Below are 23,361 nucleotides of genomic sequence, written 5' to 3'. Positions count from 1 at the left end.
CCACACACAACACGAACCCAACCCCGACAACGCAGCAGCGAGAGGTGATCGATGGGCGTCACGGGACCCCCCGGGCCGGTGATGGACCGGGACGAGGTGGACCGTGCGCTGGCGCGGCTCGGCGCGGAGTACGAGGCGATCGAGACCTCACTCCTCGCCCTGCAGGACCACTCGGGCCGCAGACTGCTCGAGGGCGCCGCGCTCACGGGTGTCACCAAGGAGCGCTGGACGTCCGCGGAGGCGTCGATCACGCTGCTGTGGGCGTACTTCGACGCGTACACGGACGCGCTGCGCAGCGCCCGGGAGATCAGGTCCCGCCGCCGCTGGTCCAGCCAGGGCGATCTGGCGGAGCTGACGGAGCTGCTGCGCGGCGAGTCGGTCACGGTCGCCGGCAGCGCCACGGCGACGGCCAACGCGCCGACCCTGCACGGCAATTCGGGCAAGCTGAGCGAGCAGTTCAGCCTGGTCACCCTCGTCGACCGGATGAACGAGCTGTACGCGACGAGTCTCGACATGGTCGTCGCCTCCGACGCGGTGTGGTCGGCGCTGCCCGCGCGCATAGATTTACTGGCCGCGGAGCTCCAGCGCACCCGCAAGCTCGCGCACTCCGTCGGCGTCCGCCCGGGCGAGCACCCGGCCGGCGACGACCTGGAGCGCATCACGCGCACGCTGACGCGTCTGCGTGAGCAGGTGGTGTCGGACCCACTGGCGTACTGGCTGCCGGCACAGGGGAGTTCGGCGCCGGGCGGCGGCCGGCCCGACACCACGGTGTACGACCGGGAGGCACGCGCCCTGGAGGACGTGCGCCGGGAGATCGACGCGGTGCTGACGGTCCGCCAGGACGCCGAGCAGCGCCTGGTCAGGCTACGTGACGTGCTGTCCCGCGCGGACCGTACGCTCGCCGAGGCCCGCATCGCGCGCGGCGAGGTGCTGGCGAAGATCGCCGCCACGGAGGTACCGGTCGTCAGCGGACCGCCGACCGTGCTGCAGGAGCAGCTGGCGACGGCCGCCGAGTACCGCAGACAGGCCCAGTGGCACCGCCTCTCGCCGCTCCTGGAGTCCCTGGAGCAGAAGGCGGAGGACGAACTGCTGCGTGCCCGCGAGTCGTTGAGCGCGGTCACCCAGCCACTGGCGGTCCGCGCGGAGCTGCGCGGCCGCCTCGACGCGTACAAGGCGAAGGTCGCCCGGCACGGCCTCGCCGAGGATCCGTTCCTCATCGAGCGGTACGACGCGGCGCGCCGCATGCTGTGGAGCGCGCCCTGCGATCTGCGCGTCGCCGAACAGGCCGTCCTGCGCTACCAGCAGGCGGCCGCCGACCTGTTCCGCACCCCGCGGGTGCCGGAGCAGAGCGGGCCCGAGGACCGTAGGGGGGAGGCCCAGTCATGAGTGAGGCACAGCAGACCTGTCAGCGGCCCGGCTGCGGCGGATCGTACGAGGACGTGGGCGGCGGCGAACTGTACTGCGACACCTGCGGTCTCGCACCGGTGGTGTCGTCGAAGGGGATGGTGGGTTCCCCGCCGACCGGCATCACCGGTGGCGGCAAGGGCTCCCGTGGTTCGGGCAGCAGCAGTTCGCGCGCCAGCAGCCGTACCAGTTCCCGTACGTCGTCGCAGTCGTCGAAGTCCCGGCGCTCGGTGTCGGGACGCCTCTCGCGCGCCCTGTCGGGCCGTACGACGGGCCGCTCGGTGTCGGTGCGCAGCTCCGGATCCAGCACCAACACCAGCGCCCGCAGCCGGCTCGGGGTGGGCCTGGTCCAGGTCCCGGGCGTGCCGCGGCCCGACCCGCGCGTGATGGTCCTGGAGAACCCGGAGGTCCCCGAGCGCAAGAGGTTCTGCTCCCGTTCGGACTGCGGGGCGCAGGTGGGCCGCTCCCGCGGGGACCGCCCGGGCCGCACCGAGGGCTTCTGCACGAAGTGCGGGAACCCGTACTCCTTCGTCCCGAAGCTCAACGCCGGTGACATCGTGCACGGCCAGTACGAGGTCGTGGGCTGTCTGGCGCACGGCGGTCTGGGCTGGGTCTATCTCGCGGTGGACCGCGCGGTGTCCGACCGCTGGGTGGTGCTGAAGGGCCTGCTGGACACCGGGGACCAGGACGCGATGGCCGCCGCCATCTCCGAGCGTCGCTTCCTCGCGGAGATCGAGCACTCCAACATCGTGCGGATCTACAACTTCGTCGAGCACCTCGACCAGCGCACCGGCTCGCTCGACGGCTACATCGTCATGGAGTACGTCGGCGGCAAGTCACTCAAGGAGATCGCCAACGACCGCCGCACCCCCACCGGCAAGCGCGACCCGCTGCCGGTGGAGCAGGCCTGCGCGTACGGCATCGAGGCCCTGGAGGCCCTCGGCCATCTGCACAGCCGCAATCTGCTGTACTGCGACTTCAAGGTCGACAACGCCATCCAGACCGAGGACCAGCTCAAGCTCATCGACATGGGCGCGGTGCGCAGGATGGACGACGACGAGTCGGCCATCTACGGCACGGTGGGCTACCAGGCGCCGGAGGTGGCGGAGGTCGGCCCGTCGGTGGCCTCCGACCTGTACACGGTGGCGCGGACGCTGGCGGTCCTGGCCTTCGACTTCCAGGGCTACACGAACGTCTTCGTGGACTCGCTGCCGGACCCCGACAACATCGAGGTCTTCCGTCAGTACGAGTCGTTCTACCGGCTGCTGGTCCGCGCGACCGACCCGGACCCGGCCCGCCGGTTCGCCTCCGCGCAGGAGATGGCCGAGCAGCTGACGGGCGTACTGCGGGAGGTCGTGTCCCTTCAGACGGGGCGCGCCCGGCCCGCGCTGTCGACGCTGTTCGGTCCCGAACTGCGGGTGACGGACACGGAGTTGTTCCCGAAGCTGGACGGTGAGGTGTCCCGGTTGGGGGCGCGGGTGGTCGTCACCCGCCGTCGTTCGCCGTCTCCTCTTCCGCAGCTGTCGGCCGTCGGTGGGGTCGTCCCGACGCTCGGCGGCACCGAGACCCTCGTCAAGACGGTGGGGACACCGGCCGCGGCGCTGGCCCTGCCTGTTCCCCGGGTCGACCCCGCCGATCCCAACGCCGGGTTCCTCGCCGGGCTCATGGCCACCGCGGCCGCCGAGCTGCTGGGGGCGCTCGCCGCCGCGCCCGCGCCCTCCGTCGAGACACGGCTGCGGCAGATCCGGGCGTGGCTGGAGAACGGGGACGCCCACACCGCGCTGGAGGCCCTGCGGCGGCTGGAGGAGGAGCGGCCCGACGACTGGCGGGTGGTCTGGTACCGCGGAGTCGCCTCGCTCGTCACCGGCGATCACGAGGCCGCCGCGCTCGCCTTCGACGCGATCTACGACGCCTTCCCGGGCGAGCCCGCGCCGAAGCTGGCGCTCGGCCTGTGCGCGGAGGTGCTGGGACAGCTCGACAACGCGGCCGAGTACTACCGTCTCGTGTGGTCGACCGACCCCAGCTATGTCAGCGCCGCCTTCGGTCTGGCCCGCGTCCAGCTCGCGAGCGGGGACCGCACCGGCGCCGTACGGACGCTGGAGTCGGTCCCGGAGTCCTCCATCCATTACACGGGCGCCCGCGTGGCCGCCGTACGGGCGCGACTGCGCGGACGCACGGCGGCCGCCGGTGACGTACCGTTCCTGGACGACCTGACCGCGGCCGCGGGGCAGGTCGAGGCGCTGGACGCGTACGGGCTGGATCCGGCGCGCCGGGAGCAGTTGTCCGTGGAAGTCCTCGGCTCCGCGCTGGACTGGATACTCTCCGGTGGCCAGGGCGCCGCACCGTCCGCACGCCGGGTACTGCTCGGCAGCGAACTGGACGAGCGGGGACTCCGCTTCGGACTGGAGCGTTCGTACCGCACGCTGGCCCGGCTGGCCCGAGGCGGCGAGGAGAGGATCGACCTGGTGGAACGTGCCAATCGTTACCGCCCCCGGACGTGGGTGTAGTTGATGTCGCAGATGCCCCAGCCGATCGCCCTGTCGAGGTGCCCGATCTGCGAGGAACCCCTCGAGTCGGGTGACCGCTTCTGTGGTGCGTGCGGATACGACCTGTCCGCCGTGCCCGCCCCGCCGGACGACGAACCGACGCTCGTCGTCAACGGCTCGGGTCCGGCCGAGGGGGTCCCCTGGCCGGTCGCCCCCGAGCCGGCCGGTGCCGACACCCCGCCGGCCACCCATCTGCCGACGGACCTGGCGGGCACCGACTCCGGCGGCCGTGAGCTGCCGGCCGTGCCCGTGGCGGGCGCCCATGAGCCCCCGCCCACCGGGTCCCCGGTCTCCCCCGTCACCGGTGTGCGCTTCGACCGCCCGCCGGAGCCGGACGAGTACCCGCTCCAGGCGCCCGACCCGCGCGTCGCCCAGGAGACGCCGACCCCCGCGGAGGGCGTCAAGGTGTGTGTCGCTTGCCGTGCGGGGCGCGTCGACCACGACGGCTACTGCGAGAACTGCGGCCACGCCCAGCCACGCGAACGCGATCACATGGAGCAGGAGTCCGGCCCGATCGCGGCCGTCAGCGACCGGGGCCTGCGCCACCACCGCAACGAGGACGCGTTCGCCATCGGCAACGCGACCCTGCCCGACGGCCGGCCGGCCGCCATGGCGATCGTCTGCGACGGCGTGTCCTCGGCGACCCGGCCCGACGACGCCTCCCTGGCCGCGTCCCGCGCGGCGAGCGAGTCGCTGCTCGCCGCCCTGCCGCGCGGCACCCACCCGCAGCAGGCCATGCACGACGCGATCGTCGCCGCCTCGCGCGCGGTCAACTCGCTGGCCGCGGAACCGGCCACGGCCCGTGAGCACGCCCCGCACCAGAACGCCCCGGCCTGCACGATCGTCGGCGCGATCGTGACGTCCGGGCTGCTGGTCGTCGGCTGGGTCGGCGACAGCCGCGCCTACTGGGTCCCGGTCGACCGCAGCTCGCTGCCGGCCCGGCTCACCGAGGACGACTCGTGGGCCGCACAGATGGTCGCCGCGGGTCTGATGAACGAGGCGGAGGCCTACGCCGACGAGCGCGCCCACGCGATCACCGGCTGGCTCGGCGCGGACGCGTACGAACTGGAACCGCACACCGCTTCCTTCAAGCCGGACCGTGCGGGTGTAGTGGTGGTGTGCACCGACGGACTGTGGAACTACGCCGAGGCGGCGCAGGAGATGGCCGAGGCCGTACCGCTCGACGCGGCGGTGCGTCCGCTGCACAGCGCACAGGTGCTCGTCGGTCACGCCCTGGACGGCGGGGGCCACGACAACGTAACAGTGGCCGTCGTGCCGTTCCCCGCCCCGTCGCAGGGGGCAGGATCGGCCTGAGGCCGATTTCGGGGACGTCTCAGCGGACCGGAGGGGACCGGTCCGCACACAGTCATCACCTCACGACAACCGTGGGGTCTGCGAGGGGGATTCAGCAGGCATGGCCAATTTCTCGAAGTCCAACGTGCCGCAGTTCTCGATGGACGTGTACCAGAACGAGTACCTGCCGGAAGGCGCCCGCGAGGTCAACGGCATCGTCACGGTGACCGCGACCGGTGGCGGCACGATCGGCAGCGCCGTCGCGGCACCGCACCTGTTCACACCGGGACAGGGACCCGACGCGGCCGTGGCGATCATGGTCGACTGTTCGGGGTCGATGGACTATCCACCGACCAAGATGCGCAACGCCCGGGACGCCACCGCCGCCGCCATCGACACCCTGCGCGACGGGGTGCACTTCGCGGTGATCGACGGCACCCATGTGGCCAGGGAGGTGTACCCGGGCGGGGGCCGGCTCGCGGTCGCCGACGCCACCACCCGCGACCAGGCCAAACAGGCCCTGCGCAAGCTCAGCGCGGGCGGCGGCACCGCCATCGGCACCTGGCTGCGGCTCGCCGACCGGCTGCTGTCCTCGGCGGACGTCACCATCCGTCACGGCATCCTGCTCACCGACGGCCGCAACGAACACGAGTCGGCGCAGGATCTCAAGGCCTCCCTCGACGCCTGCGCCGGACGCTTCACCTGTGACGCCCGTGGCGTGGGCACCGACTGGGAAGTGAGTGAAGTCACAGGGATCGCCTCGGCCCTGCTCGGTACCGCGGACATCGTTGCCGACCCGGCCGGTCTCGCCGCCGACTTCACACAGATGATGGAGACGGCCATGGGCAAGGAGGTCGCGGACGTCTCCCTGCGGGTGTGGACACCGGTCGGCACCACCATCAGGTTCGTCAAGCAGGTCGCGCCCACGGTCGTGGAGCTGACCGACCGGCGCACCGAGGCCGGCCCGCGCGCCGGGGACTATCCCACCGGTTCCTGGGGAGACGAGTCCCGTGACTACCACCTCTGCGTGGAGGTCCCGGCCGCCGCCCTCGGCCAGGAGATGCTGGCCGCCCGGGTCTCCCTGGTCGTCCCCCAACCCGACGGGTCCGCGCAGAACTTGGGCGCGCAGGGTCTGGTACGGGCCGTGTGGACCGACGACATGGTCGCCTCGACGTCGATCAACCCTCAGGTCGCCCACTACACCGGCCAGGCCGAACTGGCACAGGTCATCCAACAAGGCCTCGATCTTCGCAAAGCGGGCGATATGGATGGAGCAACGGCCAAACTGGGCCGGGCCGTTCAGCTCGCGAGCGCCTCGGGGAACGCCGATACTGCGAAACTGCTTGCGAAGGTGGTGGACGTGGTCGATGCCGCGACAGGTACTGTGCGGTTGAAGGCGAAGGTCGCGGAAGCGGACGAGATGACTCTCGAGACCCGGTCCACAAAGACTGTTCGTGTAAAGAAGTAACCAGAAGTGACCAGAAGTGACCTAGCAGGACCCTGGTAGGACAGAGAAGGAGAGGGGGACGCGCCGACATGCCGACCTGCCCGAACGGACACCAGTCGGGTTCCGACGACTGGTGCGAGGTCTGCGGTCACCGCATGGCTGGTGCCGTACCTCCGCCCCCTCCCCCGCCGCCGCCCGGTGGTGGTTACGGCTTCCCGCCGCCGGGTCAGCCCGGTGGGCGCCCGCCGCATCTGTCCGCCGTCCCGGACCACGAGCCGGAGCTCTGCCCGCAGTGCCGTACGCCCCGTGAGGGCGGTGCGCCGTTCTGCGAGGAGTGCCGGTGGAACTTCCTGACGAACACGGCCACCTCGTACACCCCGGCCGCCCCGCGCCCGCCGGCCCCCGGCCCGGGCGTCCGCTTCCAGGGACCGCCGCAGGGTTCGTCGTACGGCGCCGGTGACTCGTACGAGTACCAGGGCTCCCGCCCGTCCCAGATGAACCGTCCCGCCGAACCGATCCCGCCCTTCGGCAACGACCCCTCCGGCCCGTCCGGAGGCCCGCCCCCGCCGCCCGGCCCGAACGGCCCCGGAGGCTTCGGCGGACCCGGCGGCCCGGGCAACCAGGGCGGCCAGGGAGGCCCCGGCAACCAGGGCGGCTTCGGCGGTCCCGGTGGCCCGGGAGGCTTCGGCGGCCCGAACGGACCTGGTGGCCCCGGCAACCAGGGCGGCTTCGACGGCCCCGGTGGTCCCGGCAGCACCAACGCTCCTGGCGCACCCGGCGGTTATCCCGGTGGACCCGGTCGGCCCGGCGGTTATGACGGTCCCGGCGGCCCCGGTGGCCAGGGAGGCTTCGACGGCCCCAACTCTCCCGGCGGCCCTGGCGGCTTCGGTGGACCCGGTGGTCCCGGTGGTCCCGGCGCTCCTGGCGGCCCCGGCCGTCCGGGCGGTTACGACGGTCCCGGTCGACCCGGCGGACCCGGCGGCTACGACGGTCCTGGTGGACCCGGCGGCCCCGGTCGGCCCGGCGGCCCCGGCGGGCAAGGTGCCCCCTCCGCCTTCGGCGGCGACCCCTCGCGCCCGGTGCCTCCGCCTCCCGGACCGACGCCGCCCGCCGGCCCCGGTGCGACCGGTGGCGCCCCCTCGGCCTTCCAGCCGTCCGGCCCCGGTGGCTTCGGCGGCGGTGACGACGACTGGGTGATCTCCCCGCCGTCCTCCACCGCGCCCAACGGTCCCGGCGGCGGGTACGGCTACCCGCAGCCCGGCTCCACCCAGCCCCCGCCCGGACCCGGTCCCGGCTACCCGCAGCAGCCCGCGACCTGGTCGGCGACGATCGGTCCGGACCGCGAGTACTTCATGGCGATGATGCAGCGCTCCGGCCCCGAGGCCGCGGGGCTCAACCTGCCCGCGTACTCGCCCGAGCAGCAGCGCACCCTCACCGGCAACCAGATCACCATCGGCCGCCGCCGGCACTCCACCGGTGACACCCCCGACATCGATCTGTCGGTGCCGCCGGAGGACCCGGGCGTCTCGCACCAGCACGCCGTGCTGGTCCAGCAGCCCGACGGCACCTGGGCGGTCGTCGACCAGAACTCGACGAACGGCACGACGGTCAACGGCGCGGAGGAGCCCATCCAGCCCTTCGTCCCGGTCCCGCTCCAGGACGGCGACCGCGTGCACGTGGGCGCGTGGACGACGATCACGGTCCGCCGCGGATAGTCACGACGTCCAGGGGGCCCGGCGCACCACGCGCCGGGCCCCCTGCCCATGTCGGCCACGAGCACGCACATCCGCCGCCGCACCGGACCGCCGCTTCCGCCCACCCCCACCGCGCCGGCTTCCCCCGCCGTGCCAGCCCCCGAGCGGCCACACATACAGCCCCTCCCGATCACCCGGCCACACACACGCACGTCCCACGCCCGCACCGCACCGCCGCTCCCACCCCGCCGGCGCCACCCCCACCGCGTCGGCTTCCTCGCCATGTCAGCGCCCAAGCGGCCACACATACGGTCCCTCCGGGTCGTCCAGCCACGCCCACTCGTGTCCGTCGCTCACCGTGATCCCGTACCGCTCCCGCGGCGGCCACCCCTCGCGCTCCCACAACTGGTAGGACTCCTGCGGATCGAGGCTGCCCCGGCTCAGTTCCAGCAGGAAGCGGAACAGCTCGTTCTCCCGGACCCGGGACGGCACCCCGCCGAGCCGGGCGGGCTCCGGCTCCGGGCGTCCCTCGCCCCGCAGCGGCACGAAGTAGGCGGGCGTGTGCAGGAAGCGGCCCTCGGCGTGCCCCGCGTCGCGGACGGTCAGCGCGATCAGGCCGGTGGCGAGGGGGGCGAGGATCCGGGCACCGGGGGCGCACTGGGCGAGCCAGGCCCGCGGGACCGAGGCCAGGGTGCAGGTCGCGATGATCCGGTCGAAGGGGGCCCGCTCGGGCACCCCGCGCGCACCGTCGCCGGTGACGACGAGCGGGCGGTACCCGGCGGCGGCCAGGTGCTGCCGCGCGGCCTCGGTGATCTCCGGCTCCAGGTCGATGGTCGTGACGAGGCCGTCGTCGCCGAGCCGGTGTGCGAGCAGGGCCGCGTTGTACCCCGTACCCGCACCGATCTCCAGGACCCTGGCGCCGTCCTCGACCTCCAGTGCCGCCAGCATCATCGCCATCAGCGAGGGCTGGCTGCTGGAGGAGACCAGCTCGCCGTCGCGCATCCGCGTGGCCAGCGGGGAGTCGGCGTAGGCGCCGCGCACCCAGCGCTCGCGCGTACGCGGGTCGGAGCTCTCGCCCCACCGGCGCTCGTAGCCGCCCATGACGCCGACGTAGTAGTACGGCACGAACACATGCCGCGGTACCGCCGCGAAGGCCCCCCTCCACACCGGGTCGTCCGCCCACGCCCCGCTCGCGTCGATCCGGTCCACCAGCGCGGCCCGCGCCTCGGCGGCGACGACGTCCAGGTCCTTGCGGAGAGCATGCGCACCCATATGTCCACTGTCCTGCGGGACCGCGGCCGAAGCGAGCACCACGGCCCACCGATCCGGAATCACCCCCTCCCGGCAAGAGGACCTAAGCCCCAAGTCCTGGTTCCCCCGTCTGAGACCATGGACCGGTGAAAGAGATTCCGCGCGGCACGCTTCAGGAGCAGACCTTCTACGAGCAGGTCGGCGGGGAGGAGACCTTCCGCCGCCTCGTCCACCGTTTCTACGAGGGTGTGGCCGAGGACCCGATCCTGAAGCCCATGTACCCCGAGGAGGACCTGGGCCCGGCCGAGGAGCGCCTGGCGCTGTTCCTCATGCAGTACTGGGGCGGTCCGACGACGTACAGCGAGAACCGCGGCCACCCCCGGCTGCGGATGCGGCACGCCCCGTTCCAGGTGGACCGCGCGGCGCACGACGCCTGGCTGAAGCACATGCGGGTCGCCGTCGACGAGCTCGGTCTGTCCGAGGAGCACGAGCACACGCTGTGGAACTACCTGACGTACGCCGCGGCCTCGATGGTGAACACCGCCAGCTGACCGGCTGAGTCCCGGATTCCGGTCGTTCGACGCCGGATTCCGATCACGATCCGGTCAAGCCCGGTCCACAACCGCTTACCCGCCCCCACCCTCCTCTGACAACATCGCCGGGAGGTCTGGACAACACGGCGGGGGGCCGGGTCGGAGTGACGGGGTTCGGGGGATTCGCGCGGTTCGTCCTCCTGCGCGCGCGGGCACACCGTCCGCTGCTCGCCGCCGCACTGCTGGCGGTCCTGCTGACCACGGCGGTCCTGGCGACCCTCACCGCCTACTCGGGCGCGATCGGCGACGCGGCCCTGCGCCACTCCCTGACCGACCCGCGCAACGCCGCCGACACCGCGCTCGTCGTCAAGGCCGACGTCCCCGCCGAGGAGCGCACGGCCGCCGACACCGCCGTACGCGAAGGGGCGCGGAAGACCTTCGACGGGCTGCCGGTGACCGTGCACAAGCTCATGCGGTCGGGCCCGTACGCACTGCCCCGCTCGCTCAGGCCCGCCGCCGAGCGGTCCGAGGACCCGGATCTGACGCACTTCGCGGCACTGGACGGATCGCAGGTACGGATCACCGAGGGCCGGACGCCCTCCGCCGTGGACGAAGTGGCCTTCCCGGAGAGCGCCGCCCGGCTGCTGAAGCTGAAGCCCGGCACCCGTCTCACCCTCGTCGACCGCCTGGACGGCCCGGACGTACGGATCACGGTCGTCGGCCTGTACCGGCCGGCCCGCACGGACGCCCCGTACTGGCAGCTCCTCGACGACCTGCACGGCCGCGGCGTCAACAAGCTCGACTTCACGACGTACGGCCCCCTGCTCGCCGCCCCCGCCGCGCTGACCGACGGCCGGGTGAGCGCCGGGGCGTCGGCGTGGCTGGCGACGGCCGACTTCTCGACGCTGACGACCGGGCGGATCGACGCGCTGCGCGAGGCGGCCCTCGGCGGCAGCGCGGCGATGCGCGGGAAGGCCGCGCTGAGCGGCACGACGGCCGCGAACACCCAGCTGCCCGCCGTCCTCGACCGCGTGGACCGCTCCCTGCTCGTCTCGCGCTCCACCCTGCTGATCGTCGCGCTCCAGCTGGGGCTCCTCGCGGGCTGTGCGCTGCTCCTGGTGGCCCGGCTGCTCAGCTCCCAACGCACGGGCGAGACCCGGCTGCTCAGGGCCCGCGGTGCCTCCCGGCCCCGGGTCGCGGGCCTGGCCGCCACCGAGGCGCTGCTGCTCGCGGTGCCCGCGGTGACGCTCGCGCCCCTGCTGGCCGGACCGCTGACCCGGCTGCTCGCCGGGCAGGGCGCGCTGGCCCGGATCGGGCTGCGTCTCGACGTGCCGGCCGGCGGACGGATCGGGGTGTGGCTGGTGGCGGCCGGTGTGGCGCTGGGCTGCGCCCTGGCGGTGACCCTGCCCGCGCTGACGTCCTCCTTCGCGACCGGCCGGGCCCGCGCGCTGCCGGGCGCGCTGCGCTCGGGCGCGGACATCGGGCTGCTGGTGATCGCCGGGGTCGCGTACTGGCAGCTCAGCGGACAGACCACCGGTGCCGTCACGGGCGACAGCTCGGGTGCCCTCGGCGTGGACCCGCTGCTGGTCGCCGCCCCCGCCCTGGCACTCCTCGCCGGTACGGTCCTCACCCTGCGTCTGCTGCCGCCGCTGGCCCGTCTCGCCGAACGCCGGGCGGCCGCCGGGCGGGGCCTGGCCACGGCCCTCGCGGGCTGGCAGATCGGCCGCCGCCCGGGGCGCGGCGCGGGTCCGGTGCTGCTGCTGGTCCTCGCCGTCGCGCTCGGCATGCTGGCGATCGCCCAGGGCGCCTCCTGGGACCGTTCGCAGGACGACCAGGCCGACTTCCGGGCGGGGGTGCCGGTGCGGGTCCTCGCCAACGGGCAGGACGACCTCGGCCGCACCGACGAGTACGCGGCCGTCGACCACGTACGACAGGCGGCTCCCGCCGTCCGCACGGAACTGCCGCTGTCCGGCAACCGCACGGCGGCGGTGCTGGCCCTGGACACCGCGCACACCGCGGACACCGTGCTGATGCGCCAGGACCTGGCCTCCGAGCCGGTACGCCCGCTGCTCACCGGACTCGGCTCGAAGGGCGCGACGGCGGGCGCGCGGATACCGGCGGGCACGTCCCGGCTGCGGCTGACGGCGACCCTGCGCGGCGCCACCGCGGACACGACCGCCGATGTGACGGTGACCCTGGAGGACCGCTACGGCACCCCCTACCGGGTTCCCGCGGGCACCCTCGCCGGCGACGGCCGTCCGCACACCCTCGAACTGGCGGTCCCCTCAGGCCCGTTGACGCTGACGGACGTACAGCTGGTCCAGCCCCTGCCCATCGGCCGCGCGCAGCAACAGCGTCTCGTTCTGGGCGAGTTGTCGGCCGTACGGTCCGACAGGTCCGTACGGCGGGTTCAGTTGCCCGCCGACTGGACGGTGCGCTCCCTCGCCGACGGGATCATCGAGAACGCGGACGGCAGCAACCTCCCCACCAAAGCGCGCGTGACCGGGTCGAAGCCGCCGACGGCCGCGTACGGCACGGGTTACATTCCGGCCGACAACCCTTATGTCATCGCCTCGTTGACCGTCCGCCTGCGGGTCGCCCAGCCCGCGCAGCCGCAGATCACGGCCGTCGCCACCGACCGCTACCTCGCCTCGGCGGGCGCCGCGACGGGGCAGCGCGTCGATGTGACGTTCGGCGGGCGGACCCTGCCCGTGCGGATCGTGGCGTCCGTGGCGGCGCTGCCGACGACGGTGAACGACGGCGGAGCCCTGCTGGTCGATCTGCGGTCCGTGAACCGGGTGTTGGAGGCACGGTACGGCGAGAGCGTCACCCCGACGGAGTGGTGGCTCCAAACCGACCGGCCCGCGGAGGTGGCGTCCGCGTTGCGGGCCCGTACGGACATGGACCCCGCTCAGGTCGTCGTACGGGACGAGATCGCTGAGGAGTTGCGCGACGACCCGTTCGGGGCGGGCCCCGAGGCGGCGTTCACCGCGGCGGCCGGGGTGGCGGCGGCGCTGGCCGCGCTCGGGTTCGCGGTGAGCGCGGCGGGCTCCCTGCGGGAGCGGGACCCGGAGTTCGCGGTGCTGCGCGCGCTGGGCGCCCCGCGGCGCAGGCTGGCCCGCACGATCGCCCTGGAGCAGGGCGTCCTGGTGACACTCGCCCTGTCGGTGGGGGCGGTGCTGGGGACGGTACTGGCGCGGGCGGTGATCCCTCTGGTCGTCCTGACCACCGAGGCGACGCGGCCGGTGCCGGAGGTGCTGGTCGAGCTGCCGGTCCCGCAGGTCGTGGTGCTGCTGGGGGCGGTGGCGGTGATGCCGCTGGTGGTGACGGGGGTGTTGGCGTTGCGGCGGGCGAATCCGGTGGTGGCACTGAGGGAACAGGGTGGTGAGTGAGGTGAGGTCCAGGTCTGTCGTGGCCCCGTGGATCCGCACCCGGCTGCGCGCCGCCCCGGGTGCGGCACTCGCCCTCGCCGTGATGGTGGCGCTCACCGCGTGTCTGGCCGCGGCCTTCCCGCGCGCGGTCGACCGGTACGAGGACGCGGGCCTGCACCGCGCCGTCGAGCGGGCGGGCCCCGACCGGACGGCCGTGCAGCTGTACGCGCAGCCCGAGTACGGCATCATCTCGGAGCACGACGTCCTCCCGGCGACGCTGGCCGACCAGTACGCGAAGATCCTCGCCGCGGTCCAACGGCCCGTGGTCGCCGACCGCGGCCAGTCGACGTACGGCGTGCGCACCGCCAACAGCATGGAGGTGCCGGACCCCTGGATCCCGCAGCCCACCGGTACGCCCGCGCAGGTCACCCTGGTCGCCCAGCACGGCCTCGCCGACCACGTCCGCTCGGTCACCGGTCGGCTGCCGCGCGCGTCGGACCCGGTGACCGCGTCGACGCCCGAGGTGGAGGGGGCGGTCAGCGCGGCGACGGCCAGGAGCCTGCACATCGAGGTGGGTGCACGGATCCACGTGCCCGGCGAGGGCCGCGACCCGCTGGTCGTCCGCATCACCGGCATCGTCACCCCGAGCGACCCCGCGGGCGGCTACTGGTCGACCCACCCCGTCCTGCACCGCCCCTCCCTGGTCCCCGTCCCCGGGGCGAACGCGGAGAAGTACTGGCTCGGCGCCCTGCTGCTCGCCCCGGAGGCGGCCCCCGTGCTGCTGGGCACGCCCGGAACGCCTTGGCGGTACTGGCAGTTGGCGCCCGCCACGGACGCCCTGCACGCCCGTGACACCGAGCGTCTGAAGGCCGCGGTGGCGTCCCTGGAGGCCGGTCCGGCACTCCAGAAGATCCGTGCGGCGACCGGCCCGCTCACGGACGCGGACACCGACCTCGACGAGATCCTGACCGCCTACGACCGGCTGCGGGAGGGCGTCACCCCGCTGGTCGCCGTCGCCGCGGTCGGCGCGGGCACGGTGGCCGCCGTAGTCCTGCTGATGGCGGGCGGCCTGGCGGCCGACCGCCGCCGCACCGAACTGGCCCTGCTGCGCGCCCGTGGCGCGTCCCTGCGCGGCCTGGCGGGCCGGCTGTTCGCGGAGACGGCGACGGTGGCCGTCCCGGCCGGTGCCCTGGGCCTGACAGCGGCCCTGCTGCTGCTCCCCGGGGGCCGCCGGACGTACGCGCTGGCGGCGGCCGCCGCGGTCACGGCCGCCGCCTGTGCCGCGCTGCCGCTGCGCGCGGTGGTCGCCCATCGGGTCGTACGGATCCACACCGGCCGCGAGGACGTGGCGACGGCCCGGCCGTCCCGCCGCCGCACGGTCGCCGAACTGACCCTGCTCGTGCTGGCCCTGGCCGCGGTGGAGACCCTGCGCCGACGCGGCTCCGAGGGCGATGAACTGTCGTACGTCGCCCCGGTGTTGACGGGCGTGATCGCGGCCCTGGCCCTGGTCCGCCTCTATCCGCTCCCGCTGCGCCGTCTGGCCCGCCCCGCCGGCCGCCTGCGCGGGGTGGTGGCCCATCTGTCCCTGGCCCGCGCGGGCCGTACCTCCGCCTCCGCGGTCCTGCCCCTGCTCGCCCTGCTCACCGCCCTGACGACGGCGGCCTTCGGCGGCTCGGTCCTGAGCGGCGTGAACGAGGCCCGCGACCACGCGGCGCTCCTCGCCATCGGCGCGGACGCCCGCGTGGACGCGAACGAACCCCTGCCCGCCGCCCTGCCCGACCGGATCCGCCGTACGCCGGGCGTGCGGGACGTGACGGCGGTGAGCATCGCCTACGACGCCCAGCTCGCGGGCGGCCGGCAGTCGGCGCCGCTGGTGGGCGTGGACCCGGCCGGATACGCGGCACTGACCGCCCGGACGGGCCTGGGCCCCTTCAAGAAGGGCGAGTTGACGAAGGCGCGGGAGCCACGGGAGGCGCTGACCGCGGTGGCCTCCCCCACGGTGGCCGCCACGTACGGCACCCGCCCCATCCCCGTGCGGCTCCAGGACGGCACCACCTTCACCGTCCGCATCACGACGGTCCGGGACCGCACTCCGGCGGTGTCCGGCACGGAGTTCCTGATCGTGAACCGGGCGGAACTGCCCGCGTCGGCGGCCCGCCCGACGGCACTGCTGCTGACCGGCGCGCAGGTGGACGCGACGGCCCTGCGCAAGGCGACGGGCACGGTGGGCCATGTGCAGCTGAGGTCGGAGGAACGAGCCCGCTACGTCGGCTCCCCCCTTCAATCGGGTGCCGAGGACATCTACACGGTCGCGGTCGCGGCGGGCGCGGGCTACGCGGTCCTGGCCCTGCTGCTCTCCCTCCTCCGCGCGGCCCCCGAACGCACCGCGCTCCTGGCCCGCCTCCGCACGATGGGCCTCACCCGCGCCCAGGGCCGCCGCCTTTTGATCCTGGAGTCCCTGCCCCAGGCGGTACTGGCCGCGGTGGGCGGCGCGTTGACGGGCTGGGCGACGGTGGCCCTGCTCTCCCCGGGCATCGACCTGACGACGATCGCCCTGGCTTCCTCACCGTCGTCGGCGGACCGGGCCGAGTTGAGCACGTCCGCCCTGTCCCTGGCGATCCCGGCGGCCTCGGTGGTGCTGGTGACGGTCGGGGTGGCGGGGATACAGGCGTGGTGGTCGGGGCGACGGGGGTCGGTGGGGGAGCTGAGGGCGGGGGACGCGAGATGAACCGCCGGAGAAACCCGCCCCGCCACACCCCGGCCGACGACCCGAGGAGCCCTCAGTGACCACCAACCCCACCCTCGCGGATCTGACCACCCGCGCCGCCACGGCCCGCAACGCCCCCACCTACGGTCACGACGCCCTCATCACCTGCGACCGCCTGGTCCGCATCTTCACCACGGACGGCATAGAGGTCCAGGCCTTGCAGGGCCTGGACCTCCTCGTCCGCGACGGCGAACTCATGGCCCTGGTGGGCGCGTCCGGCAGCGGCAAGTCCACCCTGATGAACATCCTCGCCGGCCTCGACACCCCCACCGCCGGCGCGGCCCGCGTGGCCGACCACGACCTCCTGGCGATGACCCCGAAGGACCGCCTCGCCTACCGCCGCAGGACCGTCGGCTTCGTCTGGCAGCAGACCGCCCGCAACCTTCTCCCCTATCTGACCGCCGCCCAGAACATCACCCTCCCGATGCAACTGGCCACCGGCGCCACCCGCAAAGCCCGCAAGGCACAGACCGAACGCGCCCTGGAACTGCTGGAGTTGCTGGACATCGCCGACTGCCGGGACCGCCACCCGAACCAGATGTCCGGCGGCCAGCAGCAACGCGTGGCGATCGCCGTGGCCCTCGCCAACTCCCCCGCCGTCCTGCTCGCCGACGAACCCACCGGCGAACTCGACTCCCACACCGCGGAACAGATCTTCGCCGCGTTCCGCACCGCCAACGAACACCTCGGCACCACGATCGTCATCGTCACCCACGACCAGGCCGTGGCGAGCGAGGTCCGCCGCACGGTGGCCATCCGCGACGGCCGCACCTCCACGGAGGTCCTGCGCCGCAGCGAGGTGGACGCGGCGACGGGCCACGAGACGGTCGTGGCACGCGAGTACGCCATGCTCGACCGGGCCGGCCGCCTCCAGCTCCCCGCCGAGTACACGGAGACCCTGGGCATGCGCGACCGAGTGGCACTGGAACTGGAACCGGACCACATCGGCGTATGGCCGGACGACAGCGACCGCGCCTGAGGGGCGAGGTGCCGAGGTGTCGAGGTGTCGAGGTGTCGAGGATCAGGACATCGAGGGTTACAACGCTCAGCGCACGCTGACGTCCAGCGCCCCGAGTCCCGCCCGCCGTACGGCGATGGACCCATAGGGCGTACGAAGCCGCAGCCACGCACCGGAGGAGAGCAGCGCCAACTCCCCGGCGGCGCGCAGGAACCCGAGGGACTGCGCCGCGTGCACGGCCCGCACCGGAAGATGCGTGTCCCCGACGGTCCGGGACCAGATCTCCCGCCCGATCCGGTCGAGTTCGGCGCGCGTACGCCGCTCGTCCGCCAACTCCCCCGTACGGGACCGGAATTCGGCGACCCCCGCACCGACCATCGCCCGCAGCGCCTCGGACGCGGGCAACCCCGGCACCGGCCGCCATCCGCCCCGGGGCGGCAGCACCCCGGCCCACGGCGGTCCGGTGACCTCCTTCGGGACGACGGCCGTCGCGCCCGTCTCATCGACGGACTCGAGCAACTCCCCGGCGGACACGGTCACATCGAGCGTGGCGTCCAGCCCGTTCTCGTACGGCTTCGCCAGCCGCACCGCGCGGATCGCCAGTACGTCGAAGGACGGCGGCCGCCCGAAGACGGCGAGCGCGGTACCGGCCGCCTGGAGACGCACCGCGGCCCCACGGTCGTAGTGGAGCAGTCTGGAGAGGAAGGCCGCGAGATCCGCCGCCTCCCCCTCGTCGGCGAGGTGGAGAACCGTCATGCGGCGACGGCCTCCTCCTCGTCGTCATCCCGGTACTCCTCCAGGAACTCCCGCTCCTCGGAGGTGATCCGACGCGGCCGCTGCGTCTCGAAGTCGAACGGCACGATGACCGTCGAGGCGCGTACGTAGATCTCGGCGCCGTCCTTCACCTCGTAGGAGATGGTGAAGGACGCCGCCCTGATCTCCGTGACCCACAGCTCGACGTCCACGGGCGTGTGCCGGTGGACGAGCTGCCGCTTGTAGTCGATCTCATGGCGCGCCACCACGGACCCCTGCTTGAAGTCCTTCTCCGGGCGGAACAGGAAGTCGATACGGGCTTCCTCCAGGTAGCGGAGGAAGACCACGTTGTTGACGTGGCCGTACGCGTCCATGTCCGCCCAGCGCAGCGGGCAGTGGTAGATGTGCCGCAAGATCGATCAGCCCCGGGTCAGCTTCTTGTAGGTGGCGCGGTGCGGACGCGCGGCTTCGGCGCCCAGCCGCTCGATCTTGTTCTTCTCGTACGACTCGAAGTTGCCCTCGAACCAGTACCACTTGGACTCACCCTCGTACGCGAGGATGTGGGTCGCGACCCGGTCCAGGAACCAGCGGTCGTGGGAGATGACCACGGCCGCGCCCGGGAACTCCAGCAGAGCGTTCTCGAGCGAGGACAGGGTCTCGACGTCGAGGTCGTTGGTGGGCTCGTCGAGGAGCAGCAGGTTGCCGCCCTCCTTGAGCGTGAGCGCCAGGTTCAGACGGTTGCGCTCACCACCGGACAGGACGCCGGCCGGCTTCTGCTGGTCCGGACCCTTGAAGCCGAAGGCGGAGACGTAGGCCCGCGACGGCATCTCGACCTGGCCCACGTTGATGTAGTCCAGCTCGTCCGACACCACGGCCCACAGGGTCTTCTTGGGGTCGATGTTGGCACGGCTCTGGTCGACGTAGCTGATCTTGACCGTGTCGCCGATCTTGACCGTGCCCGAGTCCGCGGGCTCGAGGCCCTGGATCATCTTGAACAGCGTGGTCTTGCCCGCGCCGTTCGGGCCGATGATGCCGACGATGCCGTTGCGCGGCAGCGTGAACGAGAGGTCGTCGACCAGGACCTTGTCGCCGAACGCCTTCGAGAGGTTGTTGACCTCGACGACGATGGAGCCCAGACGCGGGCCCGGCGGGATCTGGATCTCCTCGAAGTCCAGCTTCCGCATCTTCTCGGCCTCGGCCGCCATTTCCTCGTAGCGGGCGAGGCGGGCCTTGGACTTGGTCTGGCGGCCCTTGGCGTTGGAGCGGACCCACTCCAGCTCTTCCTTGAGGCGCTTGGCGCGCTTCTCGTCCTTGCGGCCCTCGACCTTGAGACGAGTGGCCTTCTTCTCCAGGTACGTGGAGTAGTTGCCCTCGTAGGGGATCGCGCGGCCGCGGTCGAGCTCGAGGATCCACTCGGCGACGTTGTTCAGGAAGTACCGGTCGTGAGTGACGGCGACGACAGCGCCCGCGTACTTCGAGAGGTGCTGCTCCAGCCAGTTCACCGACTCGGCGTCGAGGTGGTTGGTGGGCTCGTCGAGGAGGAGCAGGTCCGGGGCCTCGATCAGCAGCTTGCAGAGCGCGACACGGCGCTTCTCGCCACCGGAGAGGTTGGTGACGGGCCAGTCGCCGGGCGGGCAGCCCAGCGCCTCCATGGCCTGCTCCAGCTGCGCGTCCAGGTCCCAGGCGTTGGCGTGGTCCAGGTCCTCCTGGAGCTTGCCCATCTCGTCCATGAGCGCGTCCGAGTAGTCGGTCGCCATGAGCTCGGCGACCTCGTTGAAGCGCGTGAGCTTGCCCATGATCTCGGCGGCGCCGTCCTGGACGTTCTCCAGGACCGTCTTGGACTCGTCGAGCTTCGGCTCCTGCATGAGGATGCCGACGCTGAAGCCCGGCGACAGGAACGCGTCACCGTTGGAAGGCTGCTCGAGCCCCGCCATGATCTTCAGAACGGTGGACTTACCGGCACCGTTCGGCCCGACCACACCGATCTTCGCGCCGGGCAGGAAGCTCAGCGTCACGTCGTCAAGGATGACCTTGTCGCCGTGCGCTTTGCGCGTCTTGCGCATGGTGTAGATGTACTCAGCCAAGAGAAACCGTCCGGCAGCTTGAAATCTGGCAGTGGGCAGATACACCCCATCTTGCCTGACGTCCACCCTCGGGTGGTAACCCGTTTGGCTGGACCGCTGTGACCTGCGGGTTCGCCGTCGGCGGCGGTAGAGCGACCGTCACTGTCGGTTGTCGTCACTCAGACGGACCGGGCCTTGCCCAGCGAGTCCCCCAGGGTGCCGACCACCCGGCCCGGCCACAGCGCGAGGCCAAGCGCTTCCCGAAAGGTGTCATTCCGGATGCCCCATACAGAATGGGACGACAGGCGGATGCGCAAGCTTTTGCGCGAATTGGACGAGGATGAGGAGTTATACAGGCAGCATTTCGGCGATTATGATCCAGGACTGTATGCGGACGTACTCGAACCGCAGCCTTCACATCTGCCGGACGGCGATGCTGTCCGCGGGCTGATAGAACTTGCGAATGTGGACCTCGCACTGCAGCGCCGCAGGAAGTTGCGATCGGAGATCCACAAGCGGCGCGGGATGGAAGTGCGCCTCCAGCTTGAGCGCGAGTTCGACAGAATTCAGGCACATGAGACCAAGCAGGCGGGTCTCAGCTGGCCCGAGCTGCTTATCGGCGTCTCGCTCTCCCCCTTCTTGCAGTCGATCGCGAGCGCCTACGGCACCCGGGCAGCCGGCAGCTTCGGACCTTGGGCCCGCCGCCGGGTCAGACGCCTCATCCGGCGTGAGATCGGATCCGCGACGCGGAGTTCGCGAGAGTCGGGCCGACGGCGTGAGGCCTTGAGACCGGTACTCCAGCTCGAACACGAGAATGGCGTGAAGGTCGTGCTCGATGACAGCACGCCGGTCGAGGCCGTTACGCAACTCCTGCGGATCGACTTCCTGTCATTGGGTCCCAGCTACGACCGCCCCCCGCATCTCATCTGGCTGAGCGATTGGCAACTTTGGTGCGCCCAAGGAACCAGGGGCGAGGAAGCCTTCTATTCCACATGGGATCCTGATCAAGGGAATTGGAGGCATGGCTCCCTTCCGGGCCCGGAGAATGACACGACCACGCCCTGATATGGAGCTGATCTCACGGTGAACCCGCGTGTCGTCACCCCGACACCGCGGCTCAGTCCTGCGTCGGCGTCTTCCTCTGGCGGACGAACACCAGCGCCGCCCCGCCGATCACCACCAGAGCGATGGCCACCCCCGCGATCACCGGCGTCGCGCTGGAGCTGCCCGTCTCGGCCAGGTTCGTGCCGGCGGCACCGCCCACCGTCGCCGGGCTCGGCTCGCTGAGGGTCTGGACCGCGTCCCCGGTCTCGGCGCCCTGCGTCTGGCAGTCGAGGACGCCGGTGAAGCGCTTGTCGAGGCCGCCGGGACCCGTGATGGTGAAGTCGTACGCCTGGTCCTCCTGGAGCGGGATCGTCGCCGTCTGCGACTCGCCCGCCGGAATGCTGTGCTCGACGCCCAGCAGCTCGAAGGTGAAGGCCGCGTCGCCCGCGTTGGTCGCGGTGATGTCCACGCCGCCCACCGCGCAGTTCTTCGCCGCGGACAGCGCGGTTATCGCGCCCTGATCCGCCCACGTCGCACTCGCCGTCGCCGAGACCGTCGACTCGCTGGAGCCGGCCAGGATCTGCGTCTGGCTCCGGCTCTCGGAGGCGAAGGCACGGCCCACCGGCACGGTGGTGGAGGCCTGCACGGTCAGCTCGGCCGAGCCGGCCGCCGCGTCCTCGGGCACGTCGAAGAAGAGCTCGGCGCCACTCTTCGCCGACGTCAGCGGCTTGCCGTCCTTGCCCACGATCCGCACACCGCTCGTCTGGGCGTCGGCCGGCGGCGTCACCGTCACGCTGGCCGCGTCGGTACGAACCGTCACCGGACCGAGCAGACCGCCGGGGCGGCCGGAGACGGCGGCGGGGTCGAGGGTCAGTGACGCCCTGGGCTCCGCCAGATCGCGGGCGCTCTTCTGGAGATAGTCCGCGAGCTTCTCGGCCTGCGGGTCGACGGCGTCGACGTCCGCGTCGTCCGAGTAGCGCCAGATGGCGACCTGTGTACCGGCCGCCGCGTCCTGCTCGGTGAGACCGCTGCCGACACCCGCCTTGGCGGCGAGCGCCGCGAGGTCGTTCACCTGCGGGTAGGAGTTCTGCAGGATCCAGCGGATCCTGCCCGCCTCCTTGTTGACGCCCAGCGAGGTCCCGCTCCAGGGCGTCTCGTGGTACTTGGCGTCCTGCTGCGTGGGGTTGTGGAGGTCGACGCAGTAGGTCTGCAGGGTGCCGCCGCCGTCGACGGACATCTCGAACAGGCCCGCCGACACCTCCAGGTCCCCGGAGTCGTCGTGTATGACGGCCGCGCCGTACGTCTTCAGACCACCCATGGTGGCGGTCGCCCCACCCTGGTTCTGCGCCGTCGCGTCAGCGGCGGCGGCCGTGCCGGCACCGGCCGTCAGCGCGCCGGCCGCGACAAGTCCGGACACCAGCGTCGCGGCGGCGCCGCGGACCGCCCTTCGCCTGCACGCGGACAACAACGCAGAAAACACAGAATTCCCCTTCGAGCAGGACCCGTTGATGTGGGGGAACGGTCCCACCAGCAGAATCAGCAGCCCCGAGAGCTATGCCCGGCATCCTAGGTACGTGCTCGCACCACGGTTCCCGGTGATGCACTCGGGCGGCCGATCCGACTCGGAATCGTTATCGCCAAGATCGCCTGCGAGCAGGGCTTATCGACAAATCCACCGGATCGTTCGGTACGCACTCGCCGATAAGCCGCAGTTCGGTCGCTGACGTCAGGTCACCGCGGCGATCTCCGGCTCGCGTTGAGCCTCGCCGTCCTCGACGGGCGTCTCCCAGTTCGGCTCGGGCCGGGACGGCACCCCGGTCGTCTCCGGTTTCGGCTCGCGCCGGAACATGGACGTGCCCCGCGCCATGTCGTGCCCGATCGCCACGGCGTCGATGTCCGCCGAGGTCCAGTTCTTCCCGTCGTGCGCATCCGTGCGGATCTTCAGACGGCCGTGCACGATGACGGGCTCCCCCACCGACAGACAGGCCGCCACGTTCGCGGCGAGCTGCCGATTGGCCCACACCGTGAAGAAGTTGGTGTGCCCGTCCTTCCACTCGTTCTTCTCACGGTCCAGATAGCGTGCGGTCACCGCCATCCGGAACCGTGCCGACGAACCGTTCTCCGTCTCCCGGAACACCGGCTGTGTCGCCACGTTCCCCACCACACCGACGATCGTCTCGTTCATCTCGAACCCCTCCCGGATACGCCGAACGGGCCCGTCCCGTACGGCTGCGTCT

The 23,361-nt window shown here is 72.2% G+C and carries 16 protein-coding genes; 10 read left to right on the top strand and 6 right to left on the bottom strand.

Features of this window, described 5'->3' with window-relative positions:
• Window positions 1-51 precede the first annotated feature (51 nt).
• The 5 genes from ACIOHP_RS24385 (at window position 52) to ACIOHP_RS24365 (ending at window position 8,405) form a co-directional block, all read left to right on the top strand.
• Window positions 52-1,386 (top strand): hypothetical protein, encoded by a 1,335-nt coding sequence (locus tag ACIOHP_RS24385; RefSeq protein ID WP_361538971.1) that lies wholly within the window; start codon window positions 52-54, stop codon window positions 1,384-1,386.
• Complete coding sequence (locus ACIOHP_RS24380; RefSeq protein ID WP_401890722.1) at window positions 1,383-3,911, top strand: tetratricopeptide repeat protein; 2,529 nt, start codon at window positions 1,383-1,385, stop codon at window positions 3,909-3,911. Before ACIOHP_RS24385 ends, ACIOHP_RS24380 begins: the two co-directional genes overlap by 4 nt.
• Window positions 3,912-5,264, top strand: a complete 1,353-nt coding sequence (locus ACIOHP_RS24375; RefSeq protein WP_361538977.1) for a protein phosphatase 2C domain-containing protein — start codon at window positions 3,912-3,914, stop codon at window positions 5,262-5,264.
• Window positions 5,265-5,364: 100 nt separating this feature from the next.
• Complete coding sequence (locus ACIOHP_RS24370) at window positions 5,365-6,711, top strand: VWA domain-containing protein (protein ID WP_361538980.1); 1,347 nt, start codon at window positions 5,365-5,367, stop codon at window positions 6,709-6,711.
• Between the two features lie 68 nt (window positions 6,712-6,779).
• Complete coding sequence (locus tag ACIOHP_RS24365; protein WP_401890717.1) at window positions 6,780-8,405, top strand: FHA domain-containing protein; 1,626 nt, start codon at window positions 6,780-6,782, stop codon at window positions 8,403-8,405.
• A gap of 264 nt (window positions 8,406-8,669) precedes the next feature.
• On the opposite strand, the gene ACIOHP_RS24360 is transcribed toward ACIOHP_RS24365, so the two are convergent.
• Window positions 8,670-9,656, bottom strand: coding sequence for a methyltransferase domain-containing protein (locus ACIOHP_RS24360; RefSeq protein WP_401890715.1), 987 nt, complete (start codon window positions 9,654-9,656; stop codon window positions 8,670-8,672).
• Window positions 9,657-9,781: 125 nt separating this feature from the next.
• On the opposite strand from ACIOHP_RS24360, the gene ACIOHP_RS24355 reads away from it, so the two are divergent.
• From ACIOHP_RS24355 to ACIOHP_RS24340, 4 genes are all read left to right on the top strand, one after another.
• Entirely contained in the window at window positions 9,782-10,186 is a 405-nt protein-coding gene (locus tag ACIOHP_RS24355; RefSeq protein ID WP_307030507.1) for a globin, read from the top strand.
• A 146-nt stretch (window positions 10,187-10,332) separates the two neighbouring features.
• On the top strand, window positions 10,333-13,560 hold the full coding sequence (locus ACIOHP_RS24350; protein ID WP_401890713.1) for an FtsX-like permease family protein: 3,228 nt from the start codon (window positions 10,333-10,335) through the stop codon (window positions 13,558-13,560).
• Between the two features lies 1 nt (window position 13,561).
• Window positions 13,562-16,267 (top strand): FtsX-like permease family protein, encoded by a 2,706-nt coding sequence (locus ACIOHP_RS24345; protein ID WP_401890710.1) that lies wholly within the window; start codon window positions 13,562-13,564, stop codon window positions 16,265-16,267.
• A 55-nt stretch (window positions 16,268-16,322) separates the two neighbouring features.
• Entirely contained in the window at window positions 16,323-17,285 is a 963-nt protein-coding gene (locus ACIOHP_RS24340; RefSeq protein WP_401890708.1) for an ABC transporter ATP-binding protein, read from the top strand.
• Between the two features lie 66 nt (window positions 17,286-17,351).
• Here ACIOHP_RS24340 and ACIOHP_RS24335 read toward each other — a convergent pair whose 3' ends face one another.
• The 3 genes from ACIOHP_RS24335 to ettA are packed head-to-tail and all read right to left on the bottom strand — an operon-like array spanning window position 17,352 to window position 20,101.
• Entirely contained in the window at window positions 17,352-18,020 is a 669-nt protein-coding gene (locus tag ACIOHP_RS24335) for a hypothetical protein (RefSeq protein WP_401890706.1), read from the bottom strand.
• On the bottom strand, window positions 18,017-18,430 hold the full coding sequence (locus ACIOHP_RS24330; RefSeq protein WP_361478560.1) for a thioesterase family protein: 414 nt from the start codon (window positions 18,428-18,430) through the stop codon (window positions 18,017-18,019). Before ACIOHP_RS24330 ends, ACIOHP_RS24335 begins: the two co-directional genes overlap by 4 nt.
• Before the next feature lie 6 nt (window positions 18,431-18,436).
• Window positions 18,437-20,101 (bottom strand): energy-dependent translational throttle protein EttA, encoded by a 1,665-nt coding sequence (ettA, locus tag ACIOHP_RS24325; RefSeq protein ID WP_401890703.1) that lies wholly within the window; start codon window positions 20,099-20,101, stop codon window positions 18,437-18,439.
• A 288-nt stretch (window positions 20,102-20,389) separates the two neighbouring features.
• On the opposite strand from ettA, the gene ACIOHP_RS24320 reads away from it, so the two are divergent.
• Window positions 20,390-21,145 carry a hypothetical protein gene (locus ACIOHP_RS24320; RefSeq protein WP_401890700.1) on the top strand — a complete coding sequence of 252 codons (756 nt, stop codon included), beginning with the start codon at window positions 20,390-20,392 and terminating at the stop codon, window positions 21,143-21,145.
• A 52-nt stretch (window positions 21,146-21,197) separates the two neighbouring features.
• On the opposite strand, the gene ACIOHP_RS24315 is transcribed toward ACIOHP_RS24320, so the two are convergent.
• Window positions 21,198-22,589, bottom strand: a complete 1,392-nt coding sequence (locus ACIOHP_RS24315; protein WP_401890698.1) for a Cys-Gln thioester bond-forming surface protein — start codon at window positions 22,587-22,589, stop codon at window positions 21,198-21,200.
• Window positions 22,590-22,850: 261 nt separating this feature from the next.
• The gene (locus tag ACIOHP_RS24310; protein WP_401890695.1) at window positions 22,851-23,309 is read right to left on the bottom strand and encodes a single-stranded DNA-binding protein; all 459 of its coding nucleotides are present in this window, start codon (window positions 23,307-23,309) and stop codon (window positions 22,851-22,853) included.
• Window positions 23,310-23,361 lie beyond the last annotated feature (52 nt).

Source organism: Streptomyces sp. NPDC087859, from assembly GCF_044742595.1.
GTDB lineage: Bacteria > Actinomycetota > Actinomycetes > Streptomycetales > Streptomycetaceae > Streptomyces > Streptomyces canus_F.
The sequence above is the reverse complement of the archived record's forward strand: the minus strand, read 5'-3'. Positions and strand labels throughout refer to the sequence as shown.

Excerpts from the sequence above, each read along its gene's own strand:
- ACIOHP_RS24385 (WP_361538971.1), top strand. The coding sequence starts at position 52 with ATGGGCGTCACGGGACCCCCCGGGCCGGTGATGGACCGGGACGAGGTG.
- ACIOHP_RS24320 (WP_401890700.1), top strand. The coding sequence starts at position 20,390 with ATGCGCAAGCTTTTGCGCGAATTGGACGAGGATGAGGAGTTATACAGG.
- ACIOHP_RS24335 (WP_401890706.1), bottom strand. The coding sequence starts at position 18,020 with ATGACGGTTCTCCACCTCGCCGACGAGGGGGAGGCGGCGGATCTCGCG.
- ACIOHP_RS24370 (WP_361538980.1), top strand. The coding sequence starts at position 5,365 with ATGGCCAATTTCTCGAAGTCCAACGTGCCGCAGTTCTCGATGGACGTG.
- ACIOHP_RS24365 (WP_401890717.1), top strand. The coding sequence starts at position 6,780 with ATGCCGACCTGCCCGAACGGACACCAGTCGGGTTCCGACGACTGGTGC.
- ACIOHP_RS24310 (WP_401890695.1), bottom strand. The coding sequence starts at position 23,309 with ATGAACGAGACGATCGTCGGTGTGGTGGGGAACGTGGCGACACAGCCG.
- ACIOHP_RS24380 (WP_401890722.1), top strand. The coding sequence starts at position 1,383 with ATGAGTGAGGCACAGCAGACCTGTCAGCGGCCCGGCTGCGGCGGATCG.
- ACIOHP_RS24360 (WP_401890715.1), bottom strand. The coding sequence starts at position 9,656 with ATGGGTGCGCATGCTCTCCGCAAGGACCTGGACGTCGTCGCCGCCGAG.